General features: G+C 58.6%; 16 protein-coding genes and 4 pseudogenes. 8 read left to right on the top strand and 12 right to left on the bottom strand.

Annotated elements, in window-relative coordinates; genetic code table 11:
• The coding region (locus ACXAGF_RS23700) for an ATP-binding domain-containing protein (protein WP_475019989.1) at positions 1 to 779 on the bottom strand (779 nt) is incomplete at its 3' end.
• A gap of 161 nt (positions 780 to 940) precedes the next feature.
• Here ACXAGF_RS23700 and ACXAGF_RS23695 point away from each other — a divergent pair.
• Positions 941 to 1495: pseudogene (locus ACXAGF_RS23695) on the top strand (Tn3 family transposase); the annotation flags it as partial.
• A 45-nt stretch (positions 1496 to 1540) separates the two neighbouring features.
• Here the strand turns inward: ACXAGF_RS23695 and ACXAGF_RS23690 are convergent.
• The 9 genes from ACXAGF_RS23690 to ACXAGF_RS23650 all read right to left on the bottom strand — a co-directional run bounded on the left by ACXAGF_RS23690 (position 1541) and on the right by ACXAGF_RS23650 (position 10304).
• Positions 1541 to 1930 carry a cupin domain-containing protein gene (locus ACXAGF_RS23690; RefSeq protein ID WP_475019988.1) on the bottom strand — a complete coding sequence of 130 codons (390 nt, stop codon included), beginning with the start codon at positions 1928 to 1930 and terminating at the stop codon, positions 1541 to 1543.
• A gap of 103 nt (positions 1931 to 2033) precedes the next feature.
• Positions 2034 to 2663: a DUF998 domain-containing protein gene (locus ACXAGF_RS23685; RefSeq protein ID WP_475019987.1), complete on the bottom strand. Its 630-nt coding sequence runs from the start codon at positions 2661 to 2663 to the stop codon at positions 2034 to 2036.
• A gap of 27 nt (positions 2664 to 2690) precedes the next feature.
• Positions 2691 to 3176, bottom strand: coding sequence for an SRPBCC family protein (locus ACXAGF_RS23680; RefSeq protein WP_475019986.1), 486 nt, complete (start codon positions 3174 to 3176; stop codon positions 2691 to 2693).
• A complete protein-coding gene (locus ACXAGF_RS23675) occupies positions 3173 to 3538 on the bottom strand; it encodes an ArsR/SmtB family transcription factor (protein WP_475019985.1) in 366 nt (121 codons plus the stop codon). The genes ACXAGF_RS23680 and ACXAGF_RS23675 overlap by 4 nt, the downstream gene beginning before the upstream one ends.
• A 244-nt stretch (positions 3539 to 3782) precedes the next feature.
• Positions 3783 to 5540, bottom strand: coding sequence for a thiamine pyrophosphate-binding protein (locus ACXAGF_RS23670; RefSeq protein WP_475019984.1), 1758 nt, complete (start codon positions 5538 to 5540; stop codon positions 3783 to 3785).
• Positions 5541 to 5942: 402 nt separating this feature from the next.
• Positions 5943 to 6218 (bottom strand): tautomerase family protein, encoded by a 276-nt coding sequence (locus ACXAGF_RS23665; RefSeq protein WP_475019983.1) that lies wholly within the window; start codon positions 6216 to 6218, stop codon positions 5943 to 5945.
• A gap of 82 nt (positions 6219 to 6300) precedes the next feature.
• Positions 6301 to 8049, bottom strand: coding sequence for a GMC family oxidoreductase (locus tag ACXAGF_RS23660; protein ID WP_475019982.1), 1749 nt, complete (start codon positions 8047 to 8049; stop codon positions 6301 to 6303).
• 5 nt (positions 8050 to 8054) lie between these two features.
• On the bottom strand, positions 8055 to 9611 hold the full coding sequence (locus tag ACXAGF_RS23655) for an aldehyde dehydrogenase family protein (protein ID WP_475019981.1): 1557 nt from the start codon (positions 9609 to 9611) through the stop codon (positions 8055 to 8057).
• A gap of 3 nt (positions 9612 to 9614) precedes the next feature.
• Positions 9615 to 10304, bottom strand: a complete 690-nt coding sequence (locus tag ACXAGF_RS23650) for a TetR/AcrR family transcriptional regulator (protein WP_475019980.1) — start codon at positions 10302 to 10304, stop codon at positions 9615 to 9617.
• Positions 10305 to 10445: 141 nt separating this feature from the next.
• Here ACXAGF_RS23650 and ACXAGF_RS23645 point away from each other — a divergent pair, with 141 nt between their 5' ends.
• The 6 genes from ACXAGF_RS23645 to ACXAGF_RS23620 all read left to right on the top strand — a co-directional run bounded on the left by ACXAGF_RS23645 (position 10446) and on the right by ACXAGF_RS23620 (position 15575).
• Positions 10446 to 11432 (top strand): TRAP transporter substrate-binding protein, encoded by a 987-nt coding sequence (locus ACXAGF_RS23645; protein WP_475019979.1) that lies wholly within the window; start codon positions 10446 to 10448, stop codon positions 11430 to 11432.
• Between the two features lie 67 nt (positions 11433 to 11499).
• Entirely contained in the window at positions 11500 to 12063 is a 564-nt protein-coding gene (locus tag ACXAGF_RS23640) for a TRAP transporter small permease (RefSeq protein ID WP_475019978.1), read from the top strand.
• Entirely contained in the window at positions 12060 to 13325 is a 1266-nt protein-coding gene (locus tag ACXAGF_RS23635; protein ID WP_475019977.1) for a TRAP transporter large permease, read from the top strand. Before ACXAGF_RS23640 ends, ACXAGF_RS23635 begins: the two co-directional genes overlap by 4 nt.
• 28 nt (positions 13326 to 13353) lie before the next feature.
• Positions 13354 to 13716, top strand: a complete 363-nt coding sequence (locus tag ACXAGF_RS23630; protein WP_475019976.1) for an antibiotic biosynthesis monooxygenase family protein — start codon at positions 13354 to 13356, stop codon at positions 13714 to 13716.
• 196 nt (positions 13717 to 13912) lie between these two features.
• Positions 13913 to 14413 carry an Lrp/AsnC family transcriptional regulator gene (locus ACXAGF_RS23625; protein ID WP_475019975.1) on the top strand — a complete coding sequence of 167 codons (501 nt, stop codon included), beginning with the start codon at positions 13913 to 13915 and terminating at the stop codon, positions 14411 to 14413.
• 859 nt (positions 14414 to 15272) lie between these two features.
• Positions 15273 to 15575, top strand: coding sequence for an antibiotic biosynthesis monooxygenase family protein (locus ACXAGF_RS23620; RefSeq protein WP_475019974.1), 303 nt, complete (start codon positions 15273 to 15275; stop codon positions 15573 to 15575).
• Between the two features lie 489 nt (positions 15576 to 16064).
• On the opposite strand, the pseudogene ACXAGF_RS23615 reads toward ACXAGF_RS23620, so the two are convergent.
• Together ACXAGF_RS23615 and ACXAGF_RS23610 are read right to left on the bottom strand one after the other, a co-directional pair.
• Positions 16065 to 16286 (bottom strand): annotated as a pseudogene (locus tag ACXAGF_RS23615) (IS481 family transposase); the annotation flags it as partial.
• Between the two features lie 17 nt (positions 16287 to 16303).
• Positions 16304 to 16573, bottom strand: a pseudogene (locus ACXAGF_RS23610) (integrase core domain-containing protein); the annotation flags it as partial.
• A 74-nt stretch (positions 16574 to 16647) separates the two neighbouring features.
• Between ACXAGF_RS23610 and ACXAGF_RS23605 the strand changes: the two are divergent.
• Positions 16648 to 16758 (top strand): annotated as a pseudogene (locus ACXAGF_RS23605) (IS110 family transposase); the annotation flags it as partial.
• Positions 16759 to 16785 lie beyond the last annotated feature (27 nt).

The raw sequence follows: 16785 nt of genomic DNA, 5'->3' as shown, positions 1-16785 counted from the left end.
GCCGGAATGAGCGGCTCGACCTTTTCCCTCGGTCCCTCGCCCGCCTCAGATCCACCTTGCCGTTCATAGACAGCACTTGACCTGGCCGCGTCGGGCGCGGCAGCGAAGGCAATCTCGCTTCGGATGCCGAACCCTTCAGCAAGTCCCCGGCGTGTGGCAAAGGTGCCGGTGTAGTCGAGCGTCGTTTCCTTCGCCCCCGATCGCCCCATGCTGGCGCTCAGCGCCGCGATGTCTTTGAGCTCGTCCTGGCCGGCATAGAGCCGCACATGCTCGCGATGGCGGGTCATTGCGACATAGGCAAGATGCCGGTCCATGGTGGTCGATGCCATGACAAAGGCGCGATCGACCGTTGCCCCTTGCGACTTATGGATGGTCGTCGCGTAGCCATGGTCAAAGGATTGGTAACTGTTGACCGGTATGGAGATTGAGCGGGTGCTTTTAGCTGCGCCCGCACCGCCGTCGAGACGTATCTGTAGTGCGTCCGGCTCGACGGCCTCAACGGTGCCAAGCATGCCGTTCTTCACGCCGAGATCCCGGTTGTTTTCGAGAAGCACGATGCGGTCACCGCGGGCAAAGGACCGCTCGCCATCGTTGGTGCGGTAAACGCGTTCACGCCCAAGTGCCGCATCCTCCTCGTCGCCCCGCGCCAGTTGGCGACGCTCCTGAAGGCCTAACCGGATGTCGGTATTGATCGCACGGACATCGACGCGGCGATGGGCCAGTGCGATGCGTGAGCCGGAAGGGTGGGCCTCCTTGTCTGAGAGATAGTCGCTGACCAAAGCCGCTCGGGCGTCGATGCGATTGTCGAGAAACCGGACCGCGCCACGCTCGGCATAGATTGACAGGCCCTCTCCCGTGCGATGCGTCGCAAAGGCGATCGATGCCTCCCTCTGCCAGGCTTCCTTCTGCCGACGGATTTCGGAGAGTTCAACCGCACCATCGCATCGACGCCGATCTGATCCGGGCGCACTGGGACGAGAAACTGCGCTTGATGACCTCGCTGCGCACCTGCACCGTCAGCGCCTCGCTCATGCTCAAACGGCTGTCATCAACGACCAGGCAGAGCGGTCTTGCCCAGGCATTACGTCGGATGGGCCGGATCGAGCGAACTCTGTTCACGCTGGACTGGATCAACGACGAGGAACTGAGAAAGACAACAACGGCAGAGCTGAACAAAGGGGAAAGCCGCAACAGCCTCGTGCGGGCGGTCAATCTCCATCGCCTCGGCCGCTTCCGCGATCGCAGCCAGGAGAACCTTTCGATCCGGGCATCCGCTCTCAACCTGGTCGTCACAGCCATCATCCACTGAAACACAATCTATACCGGCCGGGTCGTCGATGCATTGCATGGAGCTGGGCAGAGTGTCCCCGATAATTTGCTATCGAGTTTATCTCCGCTCAGCTGGGAGCACGTAAATCTTACCGGCGACTACATATGGGAGGACAAGTCGGCACTCGACGAAACGGGCTTCCGACCCCTGTCGTTCTCGATATGATGCGCCTACCGTATATCTGTGCCCATTTAATGTTCAGGGGCCTGTTCAGTCGATGTCTGCCTGTATCCAGCGGGTCGAGTGGTGAATGTCTATCGTTTGTAGCCGTCCTGGGCCCATATTCTCGAACCTATGCGGAACGCCCGCGGGTCCCAGCACGGCCTCACCCGCGCTAGCTTCGATGACATCGTCTCCAACAAAGAACCTAGCCCTTCCCGCGACAACAACAAAGATCTCGTCATAAGGATGAACATGCAGCCGGGGGCCTTCCCCCGGCGTATCATTGCCATACGCAAGAACGGTGATTGGCCCATTTATAGCCTCTCCCGGGAGTACACCGCGCCACGGCCCCTCTGCGTGGGCGTTGTAAACGAAACCTTTGGTGGCGGGCCTTCCGTCCGGTGCGACCGTTTCTGGATCAAAATCTCTTCGTGTCAATGTTGAACTCCGTGAAGCACTGCTGTTCGAAGGTAACTGGCGAGTGTGAATGTGCTCTACCGCTTAAGTATTCATTGTATGGCGATATATGGCAGAATCGGAATTATGATCTGATCATTAAAAGACTCACGCAAAGCCATGCCCATCCTGCCATGGCAGCCCAATAAAAGGCGATGCCCGGCGCGATAACGGACGAGATACCGAGGAAAATGAGAGTTGGCAACGCTAAGCCTGTTGCGGCAGACAGGGCGGCGAATGCAACCTGACCGCGAAATGCGAAATACCAAACGAAGGCAAAGCACAAAAGAATCAGTGCGCCAAATGCGACCATGAACGCTAGGCTGTGCAACATCGCGCCCGTCGTCATGACTGGCTCCTGGTCGATGGGGGTTCCCACCGGAAAGCCCAACCCGGCTGGTGCGTCGAACATGCCCGCCAGTATCAGCCCCACACCGTAGAGGGCAATTAGCATTGGGAGAACAAAACCCGCCAGACTCTTGCCGATCGCCTGGTGGCTACCCCAGGCGCAAAATAGGGTCAGTAGACCGCTGACAATGAACACTGCCTTCATTATCCAGCCACCCTCACCGAGGCTTAGCATGCTTATCGCGTGACGCTCAATATCGAAGTTGGGCCGACGGAAAATCTCAACTGTCGGGATGAGAAAGAAAAGTAATCCTGCAGCGACACCCGCAAGACGAGCGGTACGGGCAGTGAATTCAAAATCGGTCATATCGGTGCTCCGATTAGCTGGCGACGGTCAGTGAGCGGAGGATCTGATGTACGCTACCATTTGGTCGACTACTGTTGTCCATCCGTTGTAGAAGCCCATTTCTTCGTGGGATTTGCGCGCGGCTTCGTCGTTGTGGATGGCAATGGCCGTGTATCGCGTGCCGCCACTGAAGGGCTCGAGCGATAAGACCGCGGAAAAGAAGGGTTTTGCCGCAGGCCGAAAGCCTGGCAGTAGCGCGTCGGTGAAGGCCAGCCGCCTGTTCGGGATGACTTCGATATATGAGCCTATATTTGGGAACTCTTCTCCATTTGGAGAGCGCATCGTTGTTCGGAATATGCCACCCGGCCGCAGATCGATTTCACACTCGGTGACAATCCACGGTTTCGGTACGAACCAGCTTTTTATGCTTTCAGCAGTGGTCCAAGCATTCCAAACTAGGTCAACAGGGACGTCGATCTCGCGTTCCAGCACCAAATCAAGCGTGGGGTCTACTTTTACGGGAAAAGGCGTCATTGCGATTTCTCTTTCTTGAGGGACAATAGATAGCTGTCGAGCCGGTCCAGCCGACCCATCCAGATGGAACGCTGCTCGGAGAGCCAGTCTTCCGCGAGTTTTAGCTGCTGGGGTTCAAGCTGGTAGGTTCGCACCCGTCCAACCTTTCGCGACCGGACTAGTCCCACGCTTTCGAGTACCTTCAGATGCTCGGCGAACGATGGTAGCGCCATCGAATATGCTGCAGCGAGTTGACTGACCGACGAAGGCTTTGCGCTCAATCGCTCAATTACACTGCGGCGTGTTGGGTCGGACAAGGCGCGAAAAATGCCATCGATGGAAGCACTCTTAGTTATCGCTACCCTGAGTTCGGTTTCAGCCAAAGTTTGTTTTCCTGCTATCACTGTTTCGCATCTTGGAGCTGTGACCAATCTGGCTCGAATTAAAACTTAGGTCAATACCTAAGTTTTAATTCGAGCCAGATTTGGTTGAAGTCGTTGGTTGCCACGTCATCGAGGGGCGATCGAACTATCCGTGTGGCGTTATGGCTTTCCGGTTCGCCCATTGTGAGGATGCAGTGAATGTTATTGGCGAGGGCTTGCTAGATCGACTTCTAGGAGGTCAATGTCAGGGAGCTCCCGAAAGCTCGGTAAGGCGCAGTTCACCCTGCGGCATCAGGGGATCGCGGCCCGCGCGACGCAACCATGAGACGACAGGTGGTGCGATGTCGGCGATTGATTCGACGACGATGTCGACAAAGGCAGGACCATCATGAGCGAAAGCGGCCGCAAGCGCCTCATCGAGCGAGGCCGCGTCCGTGGCCCGCCAAGCTTTCAAGCCGAAGGCTTCAGCAATGCCTGCGGCATCGAGCTGGGTGAAGTCGACCGAATAGGTGGCGTTATTGCCATGCAGGCGTTGCAGAGCCTTGATCCAGCCGTAGCAGCCGTTGTTGAAGTGAAGTAGGATGGTCGGCACGTTGAGGCGGGCCAGCGTTTCCAGTTCGCCGCAACTCATACCGAAGGAGCCGTCGCCGAAAAGGCCGATCGGCCGCGCGTCCGGCCGCGCCAACCAGGCGCCGAGGACAGCTGGCAACGCATAGCCGAGACCGCCGAAGCCGCGCGGAATGATGAAGGTGGAACCCTCACCCGGCAGCCGCAACAACCGCGTCATGTGCGGCGTCGGCGTACCGGGATCCGAGAGTATCGAGACCGGTCCGCACTCTTCGAGCTGGTCGGCCAGCGCCTTGACCACCCGCTGCGGCTTGAGAGGAACGGTTTCGAGCTGCATCTCGGTCTCGGCTTGGTCCCAGAAAGCCGCTCGCCAGGCATTGATGGTGGAAACCCATTCCCGGTCGACGACCGAACGGGGACCGGCGCGTGCGGCCAGCATCTTGAGCACGCGTCGAGCATCACCATGTATGCTGAGCGTGTTCTTTGTATTGTTGCCGATTACTTCTGGATCGAGATCGATCTGGACGATTCGCCGCTCCGGGTCCGGCCTTGGAAATGTCCAGCCGACGGTCACAACCGACCCGACGCGACAGCCGACATAGACGAGGAGATCGGCAGCCTCCACCGCGCGGTTGGCGTGAGGGTGGAAGCCATTATCGCCGGCGACGCCGATTGCCAGCGGATGTGTATCGGGCAAGGCGGTTTGCCCCGTGATGGTGTTGACGACCGGGATGCCATATTTCTCGGCTACCTCCCGCAGCGCATCGCCTGCAGCCGAGCGGTTTACGCCGCCTCCAGCCACAAATAGGGGGCGCTTGGCCGAAGCGATTAGGGAAATAAGCATTGCCAGCTCCCCCTCTTGCGGAGCGGGCCGGTGTGCTGGAAAAGTGGCATATGCCGTATCTGCATGAAGTGAGAGGCGTGAGGGGTCGACGTCCTGCTCAAGCACATCCTCCGGAATGACAAGATGTACGGCGCCCGGCCTGCCCGCAGTCGCGGTGCGAAAGGCGCGTCGCACCATGTCGGGAATGCGATCGGCCGCCTTCACCTGCCAGGAGCCCTTCGTCACTGGTTCGAACAGTTTGGCGCAGTCCAGTTCAGTGATGACGCCGCGACGTTCGGCCCACAGCGGGGTGTCGCAGGTGATCAAGATGACCGGCAAGGAGCTTTCATTCGCTTCGGCAATGGGCGGCAACGCGTACATGGCGCCGGCGCCGCTCGGTGCCTCGACAACCGCAGGGCGATTGGTGAGCCGCGCATAGGCGTCGGCCATGTAACCCGCCGAACGTTCGTCCCGTGTCATGACGTGCCGCATACGGTCCTGGGCCTCACGCAAAGCGTCGTAGAAAGGAACGTTGGTATCACCAGGCACCCCGAAGACTACGTCGACTCCATGGGCCAACAACATCTGCACAATCAAATCTGCGCCACGCATGTTTGTTCCTCTGTTTTAACAGACGCTTGGAGTTTCGCTTGAACTGCTGTCGGAAGCATCGTTAAATCCGTCGGCCGATCGCATAGTCTGTCGACGAAACGACGGCTGGCAGCTATCACGTTATTGAGGGGTGATCGAACTATGCCCGAGGCTCTCTGAGAACAAGTAACCGATGCCTGTCGTGGCATTTTCAATGCGTTAGTGCGCCGATGCGATGAATGTGTGTGGCGAGGGTGATTGTGATGAGGTACGACGAAGAGATTTCCGCTTGTTGAGACCCGCTCGACAGCCTCCGCGGCCTCACGTTTGGCTTTGGGCGGCATGCACCGGTATCGGCAAACGCATGGTTCGTTCTCGTAGTAGCGTCCGCACGGTCGTAGGCGTTTGTGTTGGCGCCCGCGGTCAATTAGGCAATCGCCTACCGGCAATGAAGGACGCATCGAGCCTGACCTCGGCTATAAAGATGTCGAGATCTTCGCGATGCAGGCCGAAATCGGTGAAAATATCGGCAAGGGCGTCGATAAGGGCGCTCTGTGTGTCGCGCGAACGACCGGGGAATAGCAGTATGTCTATCATAGTATAGGCGAAACCACGACCTTCCGGTACCAGAAACGTACCGGGTTCGTATTCGTCAAGACTGAGGGCAAATGCCGAGGCCGGAGCGCTAAGCGCTGCCATCGACGCTTCCCTGAGACGAGAAAGCAGCTCTGATACGTCGGTTATCCAGCCGCGTGTGGTGGTGATCCGAAGTGTCGGCATGTCAGTCGGCCAGCGGTCCGGCGACCGGAGTGATTGCGTTCTCGGCAAGGATCGCGTCGCTCATCTTTTCTGCAATCATAATCGTCGGAATGTTTGTGTTGGCGGAAGGCACAGAAGGCATCACTGATGCGTCGACGACACGCAGGCCTGCGACTCCATAGACTTTGCCTGATGGCGACACTACCGCGTCCGGGTCGCTTTCAGCGCCAATGCGGCACGAACAGGAGGCATGCCACACCCCGTGGACGGTGGAGCGTACGAACGCTTCAAGTAGGTCTTCGTCGGCGAGAATCGCGTCGAGCGGATCGCTCTCGGTAACCAGCCGTCGGAGGCTGAGCCGGCGCAGCCAGTTAGGGCCGTCGAGAAGGTTTGCGAGAATGCGCGTGAGGATGAGATTCTTGGTCGAAACGATTCCAAGATCACGCACGCGTTCGCTGTAGCTCGTCGGAAAGGGATCCTGCGTTACCGCCTTGAGTGCTGGCTGGTCGAAAAGCCGCGCCGCAGTTCTAACCCCGTCCATCAGACGCAGAGCGTCGCGGTAGTCCGCCAGGAGCGCGAACTCTACCCTCGGTTCGCTTTCGGGCTTGGCGCTGGTGAGTGTGACGCTGCCGCGCGAAAACGGCCGCTGCACCCAGGTCACGAGGGATCCAAGCTGCAATCCAACGGGATGCCAGCCGGTTCTAGACAGCGCCACCATGTACATGTCTCCCGTGGGGCAACCGGCGCACCTTGAGGAGTAGCGCAGGCCGAGATGTGTATGGCGGCGCAGTGCTGGTGTCAGGCGGGCGCCTTTGCGGATGTATGCGGAAACCGAAAGTGCCGGATGTTCTTGCAGCCCACGCCCAACTCCTCGGCGGTTGGCGGCGACTGCAATTCCATGCTGGCGCAGTTCCTCGCCGGGTCCGATGCCGGCGCGAAGCAGCATGGCAGGGCTGTGAATTGCACCGGCGGAAAGGATGGTCTCGCCGGCCTCTATCTTAATGACCCCTTTGGGGCCGCGAGCCTCGATGCCGAGCACACGGTTACCCACGATGATGAGGCGTGTGACGACCGTATCGGTTAGGATTTTTAGATTTGTGCGCCGACGAGCCGCATTGTCGAGATACGCCGTGGCGGCTGACACGCGCCTATCGTAGAGGTTTGAGATGGCTACCGGAAAATAGCCTTCGCGGAAATCACCATTCTGGTCGTCAATCGGCGGAAACCCGGCCTGTGCCATGGCGTCAGCTGCAGCCCGCGAAAAGCCTGGCCAAACTTCCGGCATGATCCGGCGAATCGGAATCGGTCCCCGGTCGCCATGCAAAGGACCGCCGAAATCCATATCGCGCTCGAGACGCTTGAAGTAGGGTAGAACATCGTTCCAGCGCCAGCCAATTGCCCCGGACGAAGCCCAGTCCTCATAGTCGCTGGGGAGACCGCGATTGGCCTGCATATCGTTTAAGCTCGAACCCCCACCCATGATCCGCGCCTGTTCGTAACGCTTTGGCTTGACTGAAGCGGGTCCGTTGTTCTGGGCCGGCTCTAGAAAGACCTTGAGCTCCGGCCAGACGTTTCTGGGGTTAAAATAGGCGACGCGCGGGTAGGAATCGAGGATGTCAGCCTCGACCCTGTCGGGCGGCTGGTCGCGGCCGGCTTCGACGAGCACGACGCGATGACGGCCGGAGGTGGAGAGGCGCGCGGCGAGTACACATCCGGCAGAACCACCGCCGACAATGACGAAATCGGCTTCAAGCAGGGTAAGCGACGACATGGGGTTCACGCCTCGTGGAGCATACGAATCTGGAGGTAGGCTTCAAGGCCTTCAGGTCCACCTTCATATCCCCAGCCGCTGTCGCCGAGACCGCCGAAGGGTGCCTCCGGCAGTGCTACTACAAAAGTGTTGATCCCGATAGCACCGGCGCGCATCTTGCGGGTGAGGTGGCGGATTGTCGGTGCATCGCGGCTGACGATGTAACCGGCAAGCCCGAAGGGAGTCGCGTTGGCAAGCGCGAGCGCCTCGTCGAGCGCTTCGTAGCCGACGACCGGAGCTACGGGGCCGAAGGGCTCCTCTTGCATGATGCGAGCGTGCGAAGGCACTTCGTCGAGCACGGTCGGCGCGTGGAAAAAGCCGGGCCGTTCGAGCCTAGCACCGCCTGCGACCAAACGCGCGCCCTTAGCGAGCGCATCACTGACAAGTAGCTCAACGGCAGCTAGTCGACGCGCGTTCGACAACGGACCCATCGTCGTCTCAGGGTTCCGTCCGTCGCCGACTTTCACCGCGTCCGCAAACCGGGCGAGCTCGGCCACGAATGCCGGGCGGATGCTGGCATGTACGTAGAACCGGCTTGCGGAATTGCAGGTCTGTCCGGCATTGCGAAACTTGGCGGCGGCCGCCATCTTTGCCGCAGCGACGGGATCGGCGTCTGGCGCAATGATGACAGGTGCGTGGCCGCCGAGCTCGAGTGTAGAGCGCTTCAGATGCTTGCCGGACATACACGCAAGTTGACGGCCGACCGCGGTCGAGCCAGTAAACGAAATCTTGCGCACGCTAGGTGCAGCGATCAGTCGGCTCGATATCATCGCGGGATCTCCGAAAAGCATGCCGATTGCGCCGGCCGGGTGTTCGCCTGCATTCAGTGCTTCGACGATGATCTCACCCAGGAGAAGTGGAGCACCGGGCGTTTCTTCCGCGGGCTTCGCGACGACCGAACAACCAGCCGCAAGCGCCGGAGCGACTTTGCGTACGATGTTGATCATCGGGAAATTCCATGGCGCGAACGCGGCGACAACGCCGACCGGTTCACGCAAGGTAACGATTAAAGCATCACCAGCCCGGCCTGACCTGACACTACCGACGATCCGACTCGCCTCGTCTGCGTAGAATTCGAGCACCTCGGCACACGCGAAGACTTCTGCGCGGGCTTCCGTGAGGGGCTTTCCGTTTTCCGCGGTGATGAGGTTGGCGGCGGCTTCCGATCGCTGGCGCAAAGCGATTGCCGCATGACGGAGCACTTGCGCGCGGGCGAACGGATGGGTTGCCGCCCAGCGGGGAGCCGCCGCGCCAGCCGCGTCGACGGCCGCGTCGATGTCATCGGAACTCGCGCCGGAATATTCAGAAAGTAGCGCGCCTGTGGCAGGGTCGATAATGCGAGCCGGCGCGCCGCTGCCGGCTTTTCTTCGGCCGCCAATGAGAAGGGAAGGGGTAGGATGCGACATGAAACACCAAATTGAAACGTATGTTTGATATTGGCAAAGATTGTTGAGTTTCGCAAGCCGTATCGTCGCGTCGATGGCCTGTATTCGATTGCGAGCGGTTCGCCGGAGCCGAAACAACGGTCAGCGCGTGGGCGGGGCTCGGAATCCGGCGGCGATGAAAGAGATCAGCCGCCGCACTAGCAGCTCCTGATCGGGTTGCGGGTTGGCGTCGAGCCCATCAACGAGACGCGCAGCAGGCGCAAGGTCGACCAAGATCTGAAGCGTCGCCGAACGTCCTCCGTCGTACCGGAAGGCCACTTCGGACCGCGACAGATCCGGGAGAATGCGCTGCAATACGTCGACAAACCGCTCATGCAACGGTTTGAAGCGATCGGCAACGAGGTCGCCAATCCAGGAATTCTTCGCAGTGCGAGCGTGCATGAGGATGCGCATGATGTCGCGGTGGTTCCCGGACGAAAGGGCCACCAGCGGGCGCACGAGGGCTTCCACCATGGCATCGAGCGGCGGGATCGTGCCGTAGCAGGTCAGGCAGTCGTCGAGCGCGACCATGCGCGCACCCACGATCGGCGCAATCCCGGCCTCCAGTACATTTCGCAAGAGTTCGTCCTTCGAACCGAAATGGTAGTTTACTGCCGCCAGATTGACCTGTGCTGCATCGGTTATGTCGCGCAGGGTTGCGCCTTCAAATCCTTGTTCGGCAAAAAAGTGCTGGCCCGCGATGAGGATGCGATCGCGCGTGTCGCTGGGCGAGTACTTTGAATATGACCGCCTTTCTTTAGTTTCTGTTGGCGGTTCAGGTGAATTGGACATGAAGGTAGCCTCGTTCCGGTTTGAGGTATCCTAACCGTTAAAAATATGTTTTGACAAGGTTTAAAACAAATGTATCATACGGATGTATTAACGAAACCGTGAGCCGAGCCATAGCGTCGGCACATGGACAATGGAGCAATCATGATTTCGCGTCGCAATTTCATCGCTTGCACGTCCGGTCTCGCAGCCGCGGCCATCATTTCGCCTGCCTCCGGGCAGATCGCGACACGCGAGCTACGAATCGGCATCATCACTCCAGACAGTCATTCCTGGAACAGGCAGCTTGCGGTCTTCTCTGAAGACCTGAAGGCTCAATCCGGCGGACGCCTCAGTCTCGTGGTGTTTCCCGCGGCCCAACTTGGCAACGAGTCGGCAATGATCCAGCAACTGCAGACCGGGGCGCTCGACCTCGCCTGGATCACCATCCCGGAAATGGCCAACCACGTGCCCGACTTCGCGGCGCTCCTCGCGCCATTCCTAGTCAAAGACATCGGCCAGGCGGCCACGGTATTGCGACACGGGAAAGCGCTGAAGATCCTGGAATCGCTTCCCGACGTGGGCCTCGTCGGGCTCGGCTACGGCATGACGGGGATGCGTCAGATCTACACCCGAAAAACATTTGCTTCGGTCGAGGATTTCATCGGCATCAAGATCCGAATTCTGCCGGCCGCGCCCTACAAGGATTTTTATGGCCTTGTCGGCGCTGCCCCGACCCCCGTATCCTTCACGGAAGTCTATGACGCGCTCGCCAATGGCCAGATTGATGCCATCGACATGGATTTCGAGGGCGCCACCGTCTACCGCTTCTACGATCACCTCTCGCAGTTGATGGTCACTAATCACTTCATGTTCGGGTGCGCCGCCGTCGCATCCGCGCGCGTGTGGGGCGGCCTCGATCCGGTCGATCGGGATCTCCTGACCAGGCTATTGGCAAAGCATTTGGATGTGCTGAAGGACAGTATCGTTGCCAAAGAAGCAGACTTCCTTTCCCAGTTGAAGCAGACCAAACTCGACATCGTGCCGATCGAAAGCGCCTTTTTTGGCGATGTTGCCGCAAAGTGGGATGAGCAGTGGCAGACAAAAACGTCTATGGTGGCGGAGATGCGCGCGCTGGTCGCAAGCCTCTAATCTCCTTACAAGCCGGGAGGGGCTTACTGCAATGTTAACTGCATTCGTCGTTCGCCAGAGCGGCCGCGTGACCGAGATCGAACGGTTTCTCGTCGGCTTTTTCGCGACCTTAGTCTTCGCCCTCGTTATTTTCGGAATGTTTGCCCGGTATTTTGGCTATCCAATTTATTGGATTGACGAGGCCGCGACGTTCTCAATGGTGGCCATGAGCTTTATCGGCGCGTCACTCGTCACTCGGCTGAAGCAAGAATTCTCCGTTACCCTCCTTCTCGACTATGCGCCCCCCCGCATCGTCCGGGTGACGCGCGTCGCAATCGCGTTCATCGGCTTCGGCTTCGCCGTTGCCCTCGTCATTCTCGCCTGGCGGATGTTTGAGCCTGTCGCCCTCTATGAGCACGGTTTCGATTTCCGCAAGTTCGCAGTCGATACCGGCAATTTCATCTATCTGGAACGTTCTACCACGCTCGAAGTGCCGAGGTTCGTCTTCTACCTCGTTATTCCCGTTTATGTAGTCTTTCTCGTGGTGCACACACTAGCCAATCTTCTCGAAGCGGTGAGCGGGAAGGTAACTGTTCCTGCTTCTCTCGGGGCGGAAGTCTCGTCCTCTCCTAAATTGAGGGCCGCGTCATGATCACACTCGCATCTGTAACGGCGTTGATGTTTCTCGGAGTGCCGATCGTCGTCTCGGTCTGCCTGTCGGCAATGGTTTTCTCACTCGAGACCGGCAATACCGTTCTTTTCGACTCGCTCCTTCACCAGCTTTTCGGCGGGATCAACTCCTACGGCTTGATCGCATTTCCGCTCTTCGTCTTCGTTGGTGAGATCATGAATGTCGGCGGCATCACGCTGCGTCTTTTTAGGATGGCTACGGCCTTTTTGGGCTCGGTTCGCGGCGGGCTCGCTTATATCTGTCTGATTGCCAACATGATGTTGGCGTCGATTCTCGGCTCGGCGGCCGCACAGACCGCAATTATGACGCGGCTAATGGTTCCGGAGATGGAACGGCGCGGTTACGCGCGGGAATTTGCGGTCGGGCTCACCGTCACCGGCGGTCTCCTCTCGCCCATCATCCCGCCGTCGATCACCTTCGTCGTCTTCGGTGTCATTGCCCAGGTAGCAATCGGGGACATGTTCCTCGCCGGCATCCTTCCCGGGCTTCTGCTCGGGTTCGGGATTTTCATCTGCATTGCCGTAATCGGCTTGCTCAATCCGTTTCCCGCGGAACCAAGAATGATGTGGGGCGAGCGGGTGAAGGCCGCTGCAATGGGTATTCCCGCGCTCATGATACCGGTGGCGATCACCGGATCGATTGCCACCGGTTTCGCATCGCCCACCGAATCGGCCGCCTTCGCTGTGTTGATGTCACTCATCGTATCGCGAATCTACGGCGCGCGCTTTGGTCTCACGGACGTATGGCGGATGTTGCAGCGGGCTGGCACGTTGTCAGGCATGGTGCTCTTTCTTGTCGCCGTTGCTGCCGTCTTGAGCTGGGTCTTGATTTACGGCAAGGTTCCCCAGCATGTCGCCTCCTGGATCCAGACGATAGCCAACGGTCCAGTCTCGTTCATGCTGATCGCCAACGCGATTGTGCTGATCCTTGGCTCTGTGCTCGACGGCATTCCAGCACTTATAATGACGGTGCCGATTCTGCTGCCGATAGCTACGGACGTTTACGGAATCGACCCCATTCATTTTGGCGTCGTCATCTGCATCAACGTGGTGCTGGGGCTGGCGAGCCCGCCGATCGGCATCGTTCTCTTCATCGCCTCAGCCGCTACGGGCATGAAGCCGGGGGCCGTGTTTAAGGCGATGCTGCCCTACCTCGTTTCATGCCTCATCGGCATGACGATACTCTCGATTTTTCCCTGGTTCTCGCTGGCGCTGGTGCGCTGAGACCGTCCAACAGCAACAGGAGCAATGTATGTCTGACACCACCGATCGCAACTGCGGCGTCGCGCGCATTTGGCGTGGAACGGCGAGAGCCGGACTCGGCGACGCCTACCAGACTTACCTCTATCAACATGGCGTCAAGAAGCTCGAGTCGCTTGGCGCCCGCGGCGTCCAGATGCTGCGCGAAGACCTTCCCGGCGGCGAGAGTGAGTTTATCGTCATTTCCTACTGGGACACGCGCAAGGCGATGACACGTTGGGCCGGTCAGGATCCCAACCGAATTCGCCATCTCGATAATGACAAGGACATGCTCACAGTGTTGCCGGAAAAGGTCCAGATCATGGACATCTTGTCCAACAATTGGATGCTTTCCGACATCATGCGCGCGGTTTGATCGCGCGATATGTCGGCGTGGAAGGGCACCGCTAGGTGAACGTCCAGAGACCGGGGTATTTCGGGGTTACCCGCGATCTGAACGTATATGTGATACGCGTATGCCTGTTAGGCAAACTTCGTCTGCGGCATAGATTAAGCCCGCTTGTGGCCGGTATTGTTTTGCCGGAGCGGGGGTGAGCACTATAGGTTGTTGAATGAAGATCGACAGGAATGCGATGCTGACGAACCGTCTCAAAGACGAAACCGACCGCCGCTTACTCGCGCTCCTTGTAAATGATGCCCGTCGCTCCACAGCCGCTATCGCCAAGGAACTCGGACTGCCACGCTCCACCGTCCATGAGCGTATTGTCCGTCTGGAGAAATCGGGAACGATCGCCGGCTATACGGCACTCGTTTCCGCCGCTCATGAAGCCACCTATGTACGCGCTCTCATGCTCGTCTCGATCGACCTCAAGAATCAGCGCCGAGTGATCGATCGCATCGAGCAGCTGCCGGAGGTCGTCATGTGTGCGACCGTCAATGGCGAATTCGATCTGCTGCTCGAGGTCAGTGCGCCGATGAACGAGGACATTGACGCCGTCATCGACGAAGTCGTCGACATCACCGGCGTAGTTCGGATCCAGTCGATCGTCTTCCTTTCAACCCGGTTCGACAGGCGTAACCTGGCCCTGACACTGACGCGTCACCAGCCATGAGCGCTATCCGCTTGCCGCACAGGAATGCGCGGTGGTGTCATCGGTTTGATTCCACCCGGTACGTACTTGATGCGCTATCCACGCGACATTGTGGTGGAACTGAAGGCCTGTCGCTCCTGCTCGTGCTCGTTTCGACCTCATAGGTGCAGGTCTATTTCTGATGTGGGTTTACCTGGCCGGAAATTCAGCGAACTGACGTTCGATGGCGATTGCCGAAGCGGAATTCTTTGGGGCGCGGTCCCCGTGCGCCAATAGTCGGGCCGATCCATGCCTTCTAGACGGAAGCGGATGCGGTAGGGCTAACAAACCCGGTTCGGGCTGCCCGTCTATTTCTTCAACGACGATCCGGGACCCCTGTTTCGATCTTTCGATGCGCTGCGGGCCGGCATGTCTGGCGGCGTGAAACGGACCGATATCGGCCGCGACGGCGAAGCCTACGGCCACGGGCGATAATTCGACACCGAGATAACCGCGTTCGATGGATTTGTGTGTTCGATGTATCGTCATACGGGCCGGCAATATGCCGGCTTACGCCAGATCGGCTGACGGAACGACAATCGCTTCCGCCTCCACTTTCGGCGACAATCAAATCAACAATCGAATAGGATCACATGAAAGAGATCGTCGTGCTCGAAACCTGCAAGAGCGCTCGTTCATTGCTGAAATGTTGGCAACATCGACGACTACGTTCCCAAGTTTCCGGTCGGGGTGCGGGTGCGCCGCGCAAATTCTCGTAAACGCAGCGAACTCGATAATGGTGGTACCACCTCCAGTACACTTCGTCGTCAAACGCCGCGGCGCAATCTACACGAGATGACCTAAGGAATATCAACGTTACCTAGATGCGGGGATACTAGAGATGATAGCGCGAATCTGGCACGGCGTCGTTCCTCTTGCCAAAGCCGACATTTACCTCGATCTGATGCGCAGTGTTGCAATTCCGGAGTATCACTCGACGCCTGGTAACCGCGGCGCTTGGTGCCTGCGCCGCGTCGAGGGCGATATCGTCCATTTTGAGATGCTCACCTACTGGGATGACGTCGCCGCCATTCGCCGCTTCGCCGGCGACGATCACGAGGCGGCCAAGTATTACGATTTCGATGCCGACTACCTGCTCGAATTCGAGCCGGGCGTAAGGCACTACGAACTCTATACAGACTGACGAGCGATGGATGAGCGATGGACGAGCGTTCGCACGTCCGGCCCGGCTCAGCCGGAAATTCGGAAGGCTCGCTTCAAGCGCTGGCGGCAGACGGAAAGTCGCGCACCATTTAGATGCGCCATTCCCGGTATCTCGGCCACGTTGCACCTGAGGCGGTCCGGCGATCTGCTTCATCCAGAGTCAGGTATGCAATACGGGTAGCCGGTTGATAGCGCATCGCGCAATTAAGATCAGCTTGTATAGGAGTTGGTTCGCCGGTTTACTCGATCGATGCGAGTAGGTCGAAAAAGGTGTGCGAGCGCCAAGTCAAGTCAAAGAGCTACCAGCTCATTAACGATTATGTATGGACAAGCTTCTCTCAGGTGCGAAGCAACGGTGCGTGGCGCATACCAATCCAAGTGTAAAGGCGTAGACCGCTCCGCCCTTCAGCCAGCTAAAGAGTGACTTTGCTAGGTACTCTAACACGCTACAGCTTGACGCGCGCGATCGCTAGCTGTGGAGCCTCAACAGATTCTCCACGGTTATGCCAAGGCGGCTGATTGGCGTTTTGCCGTGAGCCGATGCAAATTGTAGCGGTGTAGCCATCCGCGGTGCGGCGATCTGTGGTGGACTAGACGACAGCATAACCCCATTCGCGCAGCGCCGTCTGGATGAAGCGCTATGGCTTTCGTTGGCTTTGGGTGTGTAGGGCTTTGTTCTAACGTGCTTGATGACCTTGCCCCCAAGTTTTATCCAGTTTTGAGTTCGCTCCAGCGGTTTTGGGTTGCAACACTTGGGTCGGTAGCGGCGGGTTGCGGTGCCGAGCCATTTCGGCCGCGCAGCACCGCATCACGTCGCGGGTTGATGGTCCGAGCGTACTCGGCAGGTGTCAGCCAGCCGAGGCCAGAGTGCGGTCGGTGATCGTTGTAGTCGCAGCGCCAGTTTGAAAGCGCTGATCGGGCATGGGGCAGGGACGAGAAGAGGGTTTCATTCAAGTACTCGTCTCGCAGCCGCCCAATGATGGGGAAGACGGCCCCGCTCCGAACCGATTGGCCGTATGATAGCGCGCCAAAATTGAACAGGAGCTGTGAATATGAATGCTGCCACGATAGGCCTTGATCTGGCCAAGCATAACTTCCACGTTCATGCCGAAGATACTGACGGTACCGTGACCAAGACCGGCAAACTCCGTCGCAGTGAGGTTGACCTGCCACTGAGAATTTCCTCCACA

Source organism: Mycoplana sp. ABR4_002, from assembly GCF_056159645.1.
The sequence above is the reverse complement of the archived record's forward strand: the minus strand, read 5'-3'. Positions and strand labels throughout refer to the sequence as shown.

Coding starts and splice junctions, on each gene's coding strand:
- ACXAGF_RS23685 (WP_475019987.1), bottom strand. CDS start 2,663: ATGACCGATTTTGAATTCACTGCCCGTACCGCTCGTCTTGCGGGTGTC.
- ACXAGF_RS23680 (WP_475019986.1), bottom strand. CDS start 3,176: ATGACGCCTTTTCCCGTAAAAGTAGACCCCACGCTTGATTTGGTGCTG.
- ACXAGF_RS23670 (WP_475019984.1), bottom strand. CDS start 5,540: ATGCGTGGCGCAGATTTGATTGTGCAGATGTTGTTGGCCCATGGAGTC.
- ACXAGF_RS23665 (WP_475019983.1), bottom strand. CDS start 6,218: ATGGCAGCGCTTAGCGCTCCGGCCTCGGCATTTGCCCTCAGTCTTGAC.
- ACXAGF_RS23660 (WP_475019982.1), bottom strand. CDS start 8,049: ATGTCGTCGCTTACCCTGCTTGAAGCCGATTTCGTCATTGTCGGCGGT.
- ACXAGF_RS23650 (WP_475019980.1), bottom strand. CDS start 10,304: ATGTCCAATTCACCTGAACCGCCAACAGAAACTAAAGAAAGGCGGTCA.
- ACXAGF_RS23645 (WP_475019979.1), top strand. CDS start 10,446: ATGATTTCGCGTCGCAATTTCATCGCTTGCACGTCCGGTCTCGCAGCC.
- ACXAGF_RS23635 (WP_475019977.1), top strand. CDS start 12,060: ATGATCACACTCGCATCTGTAACGGCGTTGATGTTTCTCGGAGTGCCG.
- ACXAGF_RS23630 (WP_475019976.1), top strand. CDS start 13,354: ATGTCTGACACCACCGATCGCAACTGCGGCGTCGCGCGCATTTGGCGT.
- ACXAGF_RS23625 (WP_475019975.1), top strand. CDS start 13,913: ATGAAGATCGACAGGAATGCGATGCTGACGAACCGTCTCAAAGACGAA.
- ACXAGF_RS23620 (WP_475019974.1), top strand. CDS start 15,273: ATGATAGCGCGAATCTGGCACGGCGTCGTTCCTCTTGCCAAAGCCGAC.